Source organism: Roseateles sp. GW835-FHT13E02 (assembly GCF_058794035.1).
In genome coordinates, this window is the sequence record NZ_JBXAGJ010000009.1 from 54,273 (window position 1) to 68,164 (window position 13,892).

The following is a 13,892-nucleotide window of genomic DNA, read 5'->3' on the forward strand; positions in this document are numbered from 1 at the left end:
GAGAGGGAAAGGGCGTCAGTCCAGACGCACAGGCGACTGCGCAGCGGCCACATGCTCGCCCTGCAACCATGCCTGCAGGCCGGCCAGGGCACCATCGGCATAACCCCAGCTCACCACGGTCGGTCCCGGCACATCGAGGGCCTGGAAGGGGTTCCAGAGCACGAGATGCAGATCGGGCGTCCAGGCGCGGGCGTTCTGGCCGTAACGCATGCGGTGGGTCGAGGCGACGATGTTCAGGCGCCCGTCCTGCGGCACCGTGGCCCAGTCCAGGGCGAGGATGTCGTCCACAAACTCGATCCGGGCATTCGGGAAGGCACGGAAGAGCTCGACGATTTGCGCGCCCGAGGGGCCGGCTTCCGAGACGCCATCGGTCGGCACCTCGGGCTGCACGAACACGCGCAGCGCCGCGTCGCGGGCCGGCGGCGTGGCGCCGCGCAAGGCGGTCAGGCCGGCGGCCCAGGCCTGGCGCATCAGGCGGTCATCGGCGCCGCGCGGCTCGCCCTGGTAGTCGTCGTGACGCACCGGGTAGGCGGCGGCCAGCTTGTCCAGGCGGGCGGCGGCAATGCGGCCCTGCTCCAGGGTCAGCTCGCCGCGCTCGAAGGCATCTTTCAAGGCCTGGATGGACTGGCCCTGCTCGTCCAGCGAACCCTGGGCCAGGATCATGTCGGCACCGGCCTGGATGGCCATCACGGCGGCGCGGGCGTAGCCGTAGCGCTCGAAGATGGCCTTCATCATCAGCGCGTCGGTGATGACCACGCCGTCGTAGCCCCACTCACGGCGCAGGATGTCGCCCAGGATCTTGGTCGACAAGGTGGCCGGGTGATCGGGGTCGATCTGCGGGTAGACGATGTGAGCCGTCATCACGGCGGGTGCCACATCACGCAAGGCCTTGAAGGGGCGCAACTCCAGCGCATCCAGCTCGGCGCGGCTCTTGTCCACCGTCGGCAGGGCCAGGTGCGAGTCCACATGGGTGTCGCCATGGCCGGGGAAATGCTTGACGCAGCAGGCCACGCCTTCGCGCAGCGAGCCGGCCATCCAGGCGCCGGCCAAACGGGTCACATCATCGGCATCTTCGGAGAAGCTGCGCTCGGCGATCACCGGGTTGGCCGGGTTGTTGTTGATGTCCAGCACCGGTGCGAAGTTCCAGTTCACACCGATGGACGCCAGGCCGCGAGCGACCGCGGCGCCGACCTTCTCGGCCAGGGCGGCGTCATCGGCCGCACCCAAGGCCATGGCCGAGGGCGCCTGCGGCAGGAAGGTGGCGCGTACCACCGAGCCGCCTTCCTGGTCAAGGCCGATCAGGGCGCCGGGGCCCATGACCTCGCGCAGATCGCGGGTCAGCTGGCGCACTTCGGCTTCGGTGCCCAGGTTCTTGCGGAACAGGCAGACGGCGCGCACCTGGTTGGCGCGCAGGAACTCGGCGGTGGCCGCGTCCAGGGACTTGCCCTGGATGTCGACCATCACCAGCTGGCCGGGATGAAAAGCAGTCATGACAGCCGGCCCCGATCAGTTCGTCTTGGTGACCTTGGCCAGATGCGGCGGCGCATCCGGGTTGCGGCCGCGGGCGCGGGCCAGGGCTTCCACCATGGGGTAGAAGCTCTGCACCACGGCGATCGGGTCCAGGTCTTCATTGCCGGTGCAGGCCAGGGGCAGCTCGGCGCCGGGCGTGCCGGCCGGCGCAGCCAGCAGCACGCGGGCACCACGGCCGCGCATTTCCTCGGCCAGGGCAATCAGGCCGGCCTGGGCCGGGCCACGCGGCGCGAACACCAGCATGGGGTAGCCCTCGTCCACCAGGGCCATGGGGCCATGCTTGACCTCGGCGCCCGAGAAGGCCTCGGCCTGGATGCCGCAGGTTTCCTTGAACTTCAGCGCCGCTTCCATGGCGATGGGCAGGCCCGTGCCACGGCCGATGACGAAGAGCTTGTCCGCGCCCTTGAGCACGTCCACCGCCACATCCCAACGCTGCTTGGCCGCTTCTTCCAGGGCCGAGGGCAGCTGCTGCAAGCCAGCCTGCAGGTCTTCATCGCCACTCCAGGCGGCCACCACGCGGGCGCCGGCCACCAGCTGGGCGATATAGCTCTTGGTGGCGGCCACGCTCAGCTCGGGGCCCGAGCGCAGCGGGAACACAAACTGCGCGGCATCGGCCAGGGGCGAGCTCTCGGCATTGACGAAAGCCACGGTGCGGGCACCGCCTTCACGGAAGAACTTGGTCGGTGCGACCAGATCGGGGCTTTGGCCCGATTGCGAGAAGGCCAGGGACACCAGGCCGTCGCAGACGATCTTGCTTTGGTACAGGGTCACCAGCGACATCGGCAGCGAAGTCACCAGGCGGCCCATGCGCGCCATCATCAGATAGGCCATGTAATGGGCGGCATGGTCCGAGCTGCCACGGGCCACGGTCAAGAGGGCCGTGGGCGGCTGCTCGCGCAGGGCCTCGCCCAGCTCAGCGTAGGCGTTCTGGTCATGGGCCAGCTGGTGTGCGACAGCGGCGGGGGCACTCAGGGCTTCTTGCAACATGCGCGAGGCATGCACCAACTCAGGCGAGGTCAATTTTTTCTCCTTCAACGACCACGCCTTGCAACTGCAAATCACGGTCCAGTACAACAAAATCCGCCCAAGCACCAGGCTGCAGGCGACCGCGATCTTCCAAACCCATGTAGTCGGCCGCGTAGGTCGACACGCGCCGCGAGGCGTCTTCAATCTCCAGACCCAGGCCGACCAGATTGCGCAGGGCCTGATCCATGGTCAGGGTGCTGCCGGCCAGGGTGCCGTCGGGCAGGCGCACGCCGCCCATGCACTTGGTCACGCGGTGGCGGCCCAGGCTGTACTCGCCATCGGGCATGCCGGCCGCGGCCGTGGAATCGGTGACGCAGAACATGCAGGGGATCGAGCGCATGGCCACGCGGATGGCACCCGGGTGCACATGCAGCAGGTCCGGAATGATCTCGGCGAACTTGGCATGGGCCAGGGCCGCGCCCACCATGCCGGGCTCGCGGTGGTGCAGGCCGGACATGGCGTTGAACAAATGGGTGAAGCCACCGGCGCCGTGCTGCAGGGCCTGCACGCCGTCCTCGTAGGTGCCGGCCGTGTGGCCGATCTGCACCTGGAATCCTTCGGCGCGCAGCTCGGCAATCAGCTCCAGCGTGCCGGGCAGTTCCGGCGCCAGGGTGATCAGGCGGATCGGCGCCAAGGCATGCAGGGCATGGATCTCGGCCAGGGTCGCGGGCTTGGCAAAGTCGGGCTGGGCACCGAGCTTGCCGGGGTTGATGTAAGGGCCTTCCAGGTGCACGCCGAGCAGGCGGGCCGAGCCCGGCGCGCGCTGGGCGCAAAACGGGCCGAGGGCGCTGAGGGCCGAGCGGATCTCGTCCAGCGGCGCCGTCATGGTGGTGGCCAGCATGGAGGTGGTGCCGTGGCGCACATGCAATCGCCCGATCTGGCCCGCGGCGTCGCCGCCTTCCATGGTGTCGCGGCCACCGCCGCCGTGCACATGCACATCGATGAAACCAGGCAGCACGATTTGGCGCTCGCCGGCATCGTGCCGGACCTGGCTTTCCGTGACCGGGCTGCCGTGGATGGCGCTCACGCGCCCTTCAACATAGTCCAGTCGACCCCGTACAAAGCCTTGCGGCGTGAGGATGTCTGCGTCGATGTGCTGTACTGAGGTCATCCTTCGCCTATCCCTCGCGCCGCATCTCGGCGACAAAGTCGTAGTAATCGCTGCGGCAGTAGGAATGCGTCAGCTCGACGGCATGACCCGATTCCAGATAGCCCACACGGGTGATGAACAAAACGGCCTGGCCCACCGGCACTTCCAGCAGGCTGGCGAGCTTGGTGTCGGCATTGATGGCCCGGATGTGCTGCAGCGCGCGCACCGGGGCACCGCCGAGCTTGGCCAGGTGTTCGTACAAAGAGGCCTGCACACTGGCCGGATCGGGCAGCACGGCCTCGGGGAGCACGCTCACTTCGTAGGCCATGACCACGGTGTCGGCCAGGCGCAGGCGCTCCAGGCGCGCCACGCGCTCGCCGGTGGACAGGCCCAGGCTCAGCTGCTCGTCCGGCGCGGCCGGCGTGAAGCTGCGGGTCAGCCAGCGCGAGCTGGGCTTGAAGCCGCGCTGCTGCAGCTCTTCCGAGAAGCTGGTCAGGCGCGACAGCGGCTGCTCCAGCTTGGGCGCGATGTAGTTGCCCGAACCGCGCTTGCGGATGATCAGGCCTTGCTCGACCAGGCGATCGATGGCCTTGCGCGCGGTCACGCGCGACAGGTCCAGCGATTCCGACAGCACCCGCTCCGAAGGCAGGGCCTCGTCGGCGTGGTACACGCCCTCACGGATGGCCTGGGCCAGCTTGTGGGCCAGCTGCATGTACAGCGGCGAGGCGGCGTCCGGATCGGGCTTGAATTGAAATGCGATGCTCATCACGAAATCCTCAGCGTTGCAGTGCGCTGCGCACCAGGTGCAGCGCACCTTCGGCGGAATCACCCCGAGGTGACACGCAGCGGGCACGAATGGTGCCTGAGAATTCGGAACTCAAACGCAAAGCGATGCTTCCGCACAGCGCCAGAGGCAGTTCAGCCTGGGGATCCAGGGCGTGGGCGAGGCGTTCCAGCTCGCTCACGGCATCGGCGACAAAGCCGGCCGCCACCGGATCGTTCGGCGCGTGGTCGAAGACCAAGGGCGCCAGGCTGGCATAACCATGCTGACCGGCGGCAGCGCACCAGGCCAGGATGGTGGCGCGGTCCTGGCCGGCCACGGCCCAGACAGCGCGGGCCAGCGCGCCGGCTTCAGCGCGGCCGTCCAGGGCCTGCTGGGCATGGCGCATGGCCTTCAGGCCCAGCCAGGCGCCGCTGCCCTCATCGCCGCAGACCCAGCCCCAACCGCTGATGTAGGCGCGCTCGCCATTGCGGCGCAGGCCTTCACCGATGGTGCCGGTGCCCGCCGCGACCACCGCGCCGGGCTCACCGCCATGGGCGCCCAGCAAGGTGGTGAAACCGTCGTTGTCCAGGGCCACCAGGGCGTAGCCAGGCTGCAGGGCCGAGAAGGCCTCGACCTGCGCCTCGACGCCGGTGCCCGACAAGCCCAGGCCGATCGCACAGCGCGACAGATCCAGCTCACCCAGGCCTGCTTGCGCAGCCGCGGCCTGCACGGCCTGCTGGATGTGGCGCCAGGCTTGCTCGGCGCCTTGACCCAGGGCCGAAGGGCCGGACTCGCCCTGCCCCAGCAGCACGCCGTCCCGGTCGCTCAAGCGCACGCGGGTGCCGGTGCCGCCACCGTCCACCCCGATCAGGTACTGCACCGCCGCCGAAAGATCGGAAGCCGTGGCGCCCTGCAGGGCTTGTGAACGAAGGATGACCGTTTTCATATTAATACCAGTTTAGTACCAAAAATGAAGACCCGTCAATGGCTGGTCTACCCTGGTTGCAGCCGTGCAGAAACGCCACATGGGCGCCTTGTCAGTGCCGAGTCAGAGGTACAGAACTGCACAGCACCCTGGGCAAACACCATACCAGTTTAGAACCAAGCTGACGACTGGTAGCAGCCCGGAGTGCATGTGAATCTTGAGCAAACCTTGAGCAGGTCTTGAAGAGGTCTTTAGAGCAAAGCTCCATCGACCGGCAAAACGACAGATTGTCGTTGACGGCTCTTTCGTTTCCGGGCGTGATGCCTCGGGGATAGCCCTGAGTCGGGCCGCGGCAACCCTCAGTCCAGCGACCAGTCCAGCGCGCGGCCGTGCTGCGCCAAAAAGGCCGCCGCGGCGCTGAAATGCCCGCAGCCGATGAAAGGCAGGGGCGGCCGCAGGGCCGAGAGCGGCGAGGGGTGGTTGGCCTGCAAGACGCAGTGCGACGCGGCGCCCGGGGCTTGGGCGGCCGCGATCAGCGGCGCCTTGGCCTGCGCGTAGGCGCCCCAGAGCATGAAGACCTTGGGCGCGGGGTCGCGCGCGGCCGCGGCGATCAGGGCGTCGCTCAGGGCTTCCCAGCCCTGCTTGGCGTGGCTGGCGGGCGCGCCATCTTCCACCGTGAAACAGCTGTTGAGCAGCAATACGCCGCGCCGCGCCCAGGCGCCCAGATGCGGCGACATGGGCGGCTGCTGGCCCAGATCGCGCTGCAGTTCCTTGAACAGATTGCGCAGGCTGGGCGGCGGCGTCACCCCCTCGGGCACCGAGAAGGCCAGGCCCTCGGCCTGCCCTGGCCCGTGGTAGGGGTCCTGACCGAGGATGAGCACACGGGTCTCGGCCAGGGGCGTGAGGCGCAGGGCACGCAGCGGCTCGGGCGGGTAGATCCGTGCGCCGGCCTCGCGGCGGCGCTGCAAGAAAGTCAGCAGGCGCTGGCCCTCGCTGCTGGCCGCCCAGGCATCGAGCACCGGCTGCCAGCCGGGGTCCACGGGGGCCAGCAGGTCCAGATTCACAGGCTCGCCCGGCAAGGCCTCAGGCGAACAAGGCGGCCAGCGCCTCACCCGGATCGGGCGCACGCATGAAGGCCTCGCCAACCAGGAAGGCATGCACGTTCGCGGCGCGCATGGTCTGCACATCGGCCGCAGCCAGGATGCCGGACTCGGTCACCAGCAGGCGCTCGGCCGGCACGCGGTCCAGCAGGCCCAGGGTGGTGTCCAGCGTGACTTCGAACGTGCGCAGATTGCGGTTGTTGATGCCGACCAGCGGGGTCTTGAGGCGCAGGGCACGGTCCAGCTCGGCACCGTCGTGCACCTCGACCAGCACGGCCAGGCCCAGGCTCTGCGCCACGGCCTCGAGATCGGCCATCTGCGCGTCATCGAGGCAGGCGGCGATCAGCAGGATGCAGTCGGCCCCCATGGCCCGCGCTTCAAAGACCTGGTACTCGTCGACCATGAAGTCCTTGCGAAGCACCGGCAGCGCGCAGGCCGCGCGGGCCTGCTGCAGATAGGCGACCGAGCCCTGAAAGAACTGCGCATCGGTCAGCACACTCAGGCAGGCGGCGCCGTGGCGGGCATAACTCTGCGCGATGGCGGCAGGCTCGAAGTTCGCGCGCAGCACGCCCTTGCTGGGGCTGGCCTTCTTGATCTCGGCGATCACGGCACTTCCCTTCAAGGGATTGCCGGCGGCGATCTGGGCGCGCAGCGCCGCTTCGAAATCGCGCAGGTCGGCGCGGCGCTCGGCGCTTTCGGCCTCCTCGCGCAGGCTGGCCAGCGAGCGCTGGCGGCGCAGCACGGCCAGCTCTTCATGTTTGACCGCAACGATGCGGCGGAGGATGTCGGACATGGTGGGAATCGGCAGAGGGAGATGCGAGGGCGCTCAGCCCCGGGCTAAGGCCTGTGTGGCGGCCACGAACTGGTCGAGCTTGGCGCGGGCCGCGCCGCTGGCAATGGCCGCGCGAGCGCGGGCGATGCCGTCGGCGATCGAGCTGGCCACATTGGCGGCATACAGGGTGGCGCCGGCATTGAGCAGCACGATGTCGCGCGCCGCGCCGTCCTCATTGGCCAGGGCGCCGAGCAGCATCACGCGCGACTCCTCAGGGCCGGCCACGCGCAGGCTGCGGTTGGACACCATGGCCAGGCCGAAGTCCTCGGGGTGGATCTCGTACTCGCGCACCTCGCCGTTCTTCAGCTCACCCACCAGGGTGGCGGCGCCCAGCGAGATCTCGTCCATGCCGTCCTTGCCGTAGACCACCAGGGCATGCTCGGCGCCCAGGCGCTGCATCACACGCACCTGGATGCCGACCAGATCGGGGTGGAACACGCCCATCAGGATGTTGGGCGCGCCGGCCGGGTTGGTCAGCGGGCCCAGGATGTTGAAGATGGTGCGCACGCCCATCTCCTTGCGCACCGGGGCGATGTTCTTCATCGCCGGATGGTGGTTGGGCGCGAACATGAACCCGATGCCGGTCTGCGCCACGCTCTCGGCCACCTGGGCCGGGCTGAGCATGATGTTGGCGCCCAGCTGCTCCAGCACATCGGCGCTGCCGGTCTTGCTGGAGACACTGCGGTTGCCATGCTTGGCCACCTGCGCGCCGGCGGCCGCCGCCACAAACATCGAGCAGGTCGAGATATTGAAGGTGTGGGCACCATCGCCGCCCGTGCCCACCACATCGACCAGATGCGGGTGCAGGGCCGGCTCCAGCGGCACCTTGTTGGACAGCTCGCGCATCACCTGCGCGGCGGCGGTGATCTCGCCGATGGTTTCCTTTTTCACCCGCAGACCGGCCAGCAGGGCGGCGGCCATCACAGGCGACATCTCGCCGGCCATGATGCGGCGCATCAGGGTCAGCATTTCGTCGTGGAAGATTTCCCGGTGTTCGATGACGCGGGTCAGGGCTTCGGTGTCGGTGATCGGCATCTCAATTTCCTCTCAAGCGAAGTACTCGCGCACGGTCGCCACAGCGTGGTCCACACCGGCCGCATCCACATCCAGATGGGTCACAAAGCGCAGCCGATACAGGCCCGTGGCCAGCACGCCGCGCGATTTCAGAAAAGGCAGCAAGCCTGCAGCACGCTCACCCTGAGCCACATCCACAAACACGATATTGGTCTGCGGCGCTTCCACGCTCAGGCCCGCAATGCCTTGCAAGCCCTGGGCCAGGCGCTGGGCCAGGGCGTGGTCCTCGGCCAGGCGATGGACGTGATGATCCAGCGCATGGTGGGCCGCTGCCGCCAGCACACCGGCCTGACGCATGCCACCGCCCAGCATCTTGCGCCAGCGGTGGGCGCGCTGGATCAGCGCCGCCGAGCCGCAGAGCACCGAACCGACCGGGGCGCCCAGGCCTTTAGAAAAGCAGACCGAAACGCTGTCGAAATGGCTGCAGATGCGCCGCGCCGCGGCGTACGGGTCCGCGGCATCCACCGCCACCGCTGCATTGAACAGGCGCGCACCGTCCAGATGGCGCGTCAGGCCATGTTTCTGCGCCAGGGCCGAGGCGGCAGCCAGATAGTCCATGGGCAACACCTTGCCGCCGATGGTGTTCTCCAGCGTCAGCAAGCGGGTGCGCGCGAAATGGGCGTCATCGGGCTTGATATTGGCCTCGATATCGGCCAAGGACAGCGAGCCGTCGGCCTGATGCGGCAGTGGCTGGGGCTGGATGGAGCCGAGCACGGCCGCACCGCCACCTTCCCAGCGGTAGGTGTGGGCGAACTGGCCGACGATGTACTCTTCGCCGCGCTGGCAATGCGCCATCAGCGCCGCCAGATTGCTCTGCGTGCCGGTGGGCATGAAGAGTGCCGCCTCAAAGCCGAGGCGCTCGGCCAGGGCCTGTTGCAGGGCATTGACCGAGGGGTCATCGCCAAACACATCGTCGCCCAATGGCGCGGCCATCATGGCAGCCCGCATCGCGACCGTCGGCTGAGTCACCGTATCACTGCGAAGATCGACAACAGTGCTCATGGTGCTCAAAGGGCCAGTTGGAGAAAGTTCTTGAGCATGGCGTGGCCATGCTCGCTGAGGATGGACTCGGGGTGGAACTGCACGCCTTCCATCGGCGTGGCCGTGCCGGCCAGTTCGCGATGGCGCACACCCATGATCTCGCCGTCCTCGCTGCGCGCGGTGATGTCGAAGACCGCGGGCAGCGAGGCCTCCTCGATCACCAGCGAGTGATAACGAATGACGCTGAAATCACGCGGCAGGCCATGGAACACGCCCTTCTGATCGGTGCTGATGGTGCTGGCCTTGCCATGCATCTGGGTCTTGGCGCGGATGATCTTGCCGCCCATGGCCGCCCCCATGCTCTGGTGGCCCAGGCAGACGCCCAGGATGGGCAGCTTGCCCGCGAAATGCTGGATGGCCGGCACGCAAATGCCGGCCTCTGCCGGCGAGCACGGCCCGGGCGAGAACACCAGGTGATCGGGCCGCAAGGCCTCGATTTCGTTCAGGGTGATCTCGTCATTGCGCACGACTTTGACCTCAGCGCCGAGTTCGCCAAAGTACTGCACCAGGTTGAAGGTGAAGCTGTCGTAGTTGTCGATCATCAGCAGCATGGCTCAGAACCCCTCTTCCACCAGTTCAGCGGCGCGCAGCAGGGCGCGGGCTTTCGCTTCCGTTTCTTTCCACTCCAGCTCGGGCACCGAGTCAGCCACGATGCCGGCCGCCGCCGAGACGTACAGGGTCTGATCCTGCACGATGCCGGTGCGGATGGCGATGGCCAGGTCCATATCGCCGGCAAAGCTCAGGTAGCCGCAGGCGCCGCCGTAGATGCCGCGCTTGACCGGCTCCAGCTCATCGACGATTTCCATGGCGCGAATCTTGGGCGCGCCCGAGAGCGTGCCGGCCGGGAAGGCGGCACGGAACACATCCATATTCGACAAGCCCTCGCGCAGCCGGCCCTCGACATTGCTGACGATGTGCATCACATGCGAGTAGCGCTCCACCGCGTAGGCATCGGTCACCTTGACCGAGCCGATCTCGGCGATGCGGCCCAGGTCGTTGCGGGCCAGGTCGATCAGCATCAGATGCTCGGCGCGCTCCTTGGGGTCGGCCTTGAGCTCGGCTTCCAGGGCCAGGTCTTGCTCTGGCGTGCCGCCGCGCGGCCGGGTGCCTGCCAAGGGGCGGATGGTGACCTGCTGGCCCTCGGCCGTGCGCTCATGCCGCACCAGGATCTCGGGCGAGGCGCCAACGATCTGGAAGTCGCCCATGTCGTAGAAATACATGTAAGGGCTGGGGTTGAGCGAGCGCAGGGCGCGGTACAGGCTCAGCGGTGACTCGGTGTAGCGCTTGGACAGACGCTGGCCGAAGACGATCTGCATGCAGTCGCCGGCGGCGATGTAGTCCTTGGCCTTGAGCACGGCCGCTTCGAAATCAGCGCGTGCAAACTCGCGCTGCACCGGGTGCGCCTGGCCGCGCTTGACCTGGGGCGCGCTGACGCTGTAGCTGAGCTTGTCGCGCAGCTCGGTCAGGCGCTTCTTGGCCTTGTGGAAGGCTTCGGGCTGGGCCGGGTCGGCATAGACGATCAGGTAGAGCCGACCCGAGAGATTGTCGATGACGGCCAGCTCCTCGCATTGCAGGAGCATCACATCGGGCGTGTCCAGGCCACCGGCCTTTTCGGTCTTGGCCAGCTTGGGCTCGATGTAGCGGACCGCGTCGTAGCCGAAGTAGCCCGCCAGGCCGCCGCAGAAGCGCGGCATGCCGGGGCGCAGGGCCACTTTGAAGCGCTGTTGATAGGCCTCGATGAAGGCCAGCGGATCGCCTTCATGCGTCTCGACCACGGCGCCGTCGCGGATCACCTCGGTCTTGCGCCCATGGCTCTTGAGCACGGTGCGGGCCGGCAGGCCGATGAAGGAGTAACGCCCGAAGCGCTCGCCACCGACCACGGATTCGAGCAGAAAGCTGTGCTTGCCCGAATTGCCGCCGTAGGCGCCAGCGCCGGAGCAGAGTTTCAGGTACAGAGACAGCGGGGTCTCCAGGTCCGCGAAGGCCTCGCTGATCAGCGGGATGCGGTTGTAGCCCAGGCTGGCCAAGCTTTGGAATTCAAGTTCAGTGATCATCACGTCAAACCCTTGCAGGCAGGCGACGCGCACCGGGAATCAGGGGGTGGCGGTGGCGCGGCGCATCAATCAACCAAGAAGAGACGACGAACGCTGGGACCGGATCGACGACACACAGCGGCAACACCCAGGTGTGGGCGCAGGTGGGGCGGTGTCGATTCAGGAGGCCATGGTCAGGAATGGTGTGGCGGGCGGCGCGCATGGCGGCCCGGACATCACGCCTGCGGCAAGCAGCAGGCCAAGCGGCGTCTTCTTCAGCGAAGGAAGGCGAACGGGCGACGCCAGGGCCAGGCTCCCCGGTCGTGCGACCCCTTGATGTGCTTGCGCGTGATGAACATAGTGCGGGCGAGTGTAGCAGCCCCATTCAAACAGGCGTTGGCAGAGTCTTGAGCTTGCAGCCATACTGCCGCTTACTTTTGCTTACCTGGCGCATGTTCCAGCGCAAAAGCATGACACCACAACAAAGACGACGGAGACAACACGCATGCGTGACGCAGCAGGATTTTCACTTCGCTCCCGGCGAGCCCTGGGCTTGAGCGCCCTGGCCGGCCTGTTCTTGTTCGCCATGGGCGGCAGCGCCCAGGCGCAGACCGTGGAGCTGGCCGGAGTGAAGTACGAGGGACAGGCCGACATCGGCGGGCAGAAGCTGCAACTGAACGGTGCGGGCATCCGCTACAAGGCCGTATTCAAGGTCTACACCGCAGGCCTGTATCTGGCCGAGAAGACCAGCAATGCCGAGGCCGCCCTGGCCGCCCCCGGCGCCAAGCGCATCCACCTGGTCATGCTGCGCGAGGTGGATGGCAACGAACTCGGCAAGCTCTTCACCAAGGGCATGGAGCAGAACGCCTCGCGCGAGGAATTCGGCAAGGCCATCAACGGCGTGCTGCGCGTGGCCGAGATCTTCTCCACCCGCAAGAGCCTGACCTCGGGCGAATACTTCTGGATCGACTACGTGCCCGGCACCGGCTCCACCGTCTTCCTGAACGGCAAACCCATCGGCGCACCGATCAAGGAACCCGAGTTCTTCAGCGCCCTGCTGCGCATCTGGCTGGGCAAATCGCCCGCCGACGATCAGCTGAAAGACGCCCTGCTGGGCGTCAAGCGCTCGCTGCGGGAGCGAGGCTGATCTGATCGAGCCGGTCCAGGTGCTGCAGCGCGGGCAGTGCTGTGACCGGCTCGCCATGGTTGTAGCCATAGCTGAGCAGCAGCACCGGGCAGCCGGCCGCCGCCGCGGCGCGCGCATCGTTGCTGCTGTCGCCGATCATCCAGGTTCGGGCCGGTGCCGTGCCCAGGGCTTCGCAGGTTTTGAGCAGGGGCAAGGGGTCGGGCTTTTTACGCTCGAAGTCATCGCCTCCGAACACGAAATCAAAGAAGCCTGACAGCTGCTTGCGCGCCAACAGTTCGCGCGCAAAGGCCGCCGGCTTGTTGGTCAGGCAGGCCATGGGCCGCCCGGTCGCACGCAACTGCACCAGACCCTCACGCACGCCAGGGTAGACCTCGGAAAACTGCCCGTTGAGCTCGCGGTAATGCGCCTGGTACAGCGCCCAGGCCGGCTCGTAGAGCTGGGCCGGGTCGGCGCCGACATGGTCCAGGGTGCTGCGGATCAAATGCTCGCTGCCCTGTCCGACCGTGCGCTCGACAAAAGCGCGCCGCACCTCGGGCAGCCCCAGCTCGTTCAAGACCCGGTTCAAGACCGCGACGAAATCACCGAGGGTGTCAACCAGGGTGCCGTCCAGGTCGAGGATGAAGGCATCGGGCATCAGGCTCATGGTGTCGGGCAGGTGTTGGGCGAACCGAGGTTCAGGCGGGCATCGAGTTGGGCGCCAAGCATATCGCCCGGCGGCACACCCGCCCCTCGCTGCGCGATGGCGGGAGCACACTCGCTGGCATGACGCACCCGCAGGTGCATCCCGCGGCACTCCTTACGTAACCCAGGGTCCGATGCCGCATCGCTGGCAGACTGGCCGACATCCTGTTTGCTGACCCGACGCTGCCCTGCCCTGACACGCCTGCCATGTTCACACCCGCACCCACAACTGCGCCCCGCCTCACGCCCCCGTCCGCGCTGCCGCGCCTGATCCTGGCCCTGTGCCTCTTGCCGCTTAGCGCCTGTGTGGCCATCGGTGAACTGGCCTACGACACCCGGCTGGAACAGGAGCGGGAGCGCTGCCAGAGCCTGCTGCCCAGCAGCGAGCGCGGCGCCTGCCTGGAACGTGTGCGGTCCACCGAGCGGCAGGCCCAGCAGGTGCGCCAGCAGAACGAAGACCGCGACCGCGGCCAGGAGAAAAAGCGCCCGGGTGAAATCTGCATCACCCGCAGCAACGGCGAACGGGTGTGCTCCAACTGAGCGACGGCCGGCCCGGCTCAAGCTGGGCAGAGTGCCGCGTGGTTCGATGGGCCTGAGGCCCACCCTGCCGCCATCAAGACAATAGTTTGCATTCTTGACAATTGTCTAGA

14 protein-coding genes are annotated in these 13,892 nt (G+C 67.4%); 2 read left to right on the plus strand and 12 right to left on the minus strand.

The genetic code is table 11. The features are described from left to right. Positions 1–15 precede the first annotated feature (15 nt). The 11 genes from nagZ to trpE form a co-directional block, all read right to left on the minus strand. Complete coding sequence (nagZ, locus tag AC1Q6P_RS10555) at positions 16–1,491, minus strand: beta-N-acetylhexosaminidase (protein WP_492665168.1); 1,476 nt, start codon at positions 1,489–1,491, stop codon at positions 16–18. A gap of 15 nt (positions 1,492–1,506) precedes the next feature. Next, positions 1,507–2,517 (minus strand): SIS domain-containing protein, encoded by a 1,011-nt coding sequence (locus tag AC1Q6P_RS10560; protein ID WP_492665224.1) that lies wholly within the window; start codon positions 2,515–2,517, stop codon positions 1,507–1,509. Between the two features lie 19 nt (positions 2,518–2,536). Further along, the gene (nagA, locus tag AC1Q6P_RS10565; RefSeq protein ID WP_492665169.1) at positions 2,537–3,667 is read right to left on the minus strand and encodes an N-acetylglucosamine-6-phosphate deacetylase; all 1,131 of its coding nucleotides are present in this window, start codon (positions 3,665–3,667) and stop codon (positions 2,537–2,539) included. Between the two features lie 7 nt (positions 3,668–3,674). Continuing rightward, positions 3,675–4,412 carry a GntR family transcriptional regulator gene (locus AC1Q6P_RS10570; protein ID WP_171829049.1) on the minus strand — a complete coding sequence of 246 codons (738 nt, stop codon included), beginning with the start codon at positions 4,410–4,412 and terminating at the stop codon, positions 3,675–3,677. A gap of 10 nt (positions 4,413–4,422) precedes the next feature. Continuing rightward, positions 4,423–5,355, minus strand: a complete 933-nt coding sequence (locus AC1Q6P_RS10575) for a glucosamine kinase nucleotide-binding domain-containing protein (RefSeq protein ID WP_102769395.1) — start codon at positions 5,353–5,355, stop codon at positions 4,423–4,425. Between the two features lie 338 nt (positions 5,356–5,693). Further along, positions 5,694–6,413 carry a uracil-DNA glycosylase gene (locus tag AC1Q6P_RS10580; protein ID WP_492665170.1) on the minus strand — a complete coding sequence of 240 codons (720 nt, stop codon included), beginning with the start codon at positions 6,411–6,413 and terminating at the stop codon, positions 5,694–5,696. A 4-nt stretch (positions 6,414–6,417) separates the two neighbouring features. Continuing rightward, on the minus strand, positions 6,418–7,227 hold the full coding sequence (trpC, locus tag AC1Q6P_RS10585; protein WP_492665171.1) for an indole-3-glycerol phosphate synthase TrpC: 810 nt from the start codon (positions 7,225–7,227) through the stop codon (positions 6,418–6,420). Between the two features lie 33 nt (positions 7,228–7,260). Continuing rightward, positions 7,261–8,301 carry an anthranilate phosphoribosyltransferase gene (gene trpD, locus AC1Q6P_RS10590; RefSeq protein ID WP_271007217.1) on the minus strand — a complete coding sequence of 347 codons (1,041 nt, stop codon included), beginning with the start codon at positions 8,299–8,301 and terminating at the stop codon, positions 7,261–7,263. Positions 8,302–8,313: 12 nt separating this feature from the next. Then, a complete protein-coding gene (gene ltaE, locus AC1Q6P_RS10595) occupies positions 8,314–9,342 on the minus strand; it encodes a low-specificity L-threonine aldolase (RefSeq protein ID WP_492665172.1) in 1,029 nt (342 codons plus the stop codon). 5 nt (positions 9,343–9,347) lie between these two features. Continuing rightward, the gene (locus tag AC1Q6P_RS10600) at positions 9,348–9,932 is read right to left on the minus strand and encodes an anthranilate synthase component II (protein ID WP_171829054.1); all 585 of its coding nucleotides are present in this window, start codon (positions 9,930–9,932) and stop codon (positions 9,348–9,350) included. Between the two features lie 3 nt (positions 9,933–9,935). Next, positions 9,936–11,435, minus strand: a complete 1,500-nt coding sequence (gene trpE / locus AC1Q6P_RS10605; protein WP_492665173.1) for an anthranilate synthase component I — start codon at positions 11,433–11,435, stop codon at positions 9,936–9,938. A 484-nt stretch (positions 11,436–11,919) separates the two neighbouring features. Here trpE and AC1Q6P_RS10610 point away from each other — a divergent pair, with 484 nt between their 5' ends. Beyond that, entirely contained in the window at positions 11,920–12,561 is a 642-nt protein-coding gene (locus AC1Q6P_RS10610) for a chalcone isomerase family protein (protein WP_102769388.1), read from the plus strand. On the opposite strand, the gene gph is transcribed toward AC1Q6P_RS10610, so the two are convergent. Continuing rightward, positions 12,533–13,204: a phosphoglycolate phosphatase gene (gph, locus tag AC1Q6P_RS10615; RefSeq protein ID WP_492665174.1), complete on the minus strand. Its 672-nt coding sequence runs from the start codon at positions 13,202–13,204 to the stop codon at positions 12,533–12,535. The genes AC1Q6P_RS10610 and gph overlap by 29 nt on opposite strands. Before the next feature lie 245 nt (positions 13,205–13,449). On the opposite strand from gph, the gene AC1Q6P_RS10620 reads away from it, so the two are divergent. Next, complete coding sequence (locus AC1Q6P_RS10620) at positions 13,450–13,782, plus strand: hypothetical protein (RefSeq protein ID WP_492665175.1); 333 nt, start codon at positions 13,450–13,452, stop codon at positions 13,780–13,782. Positions 13,783–13,892 lie beyond the last annotated feature (110 nt).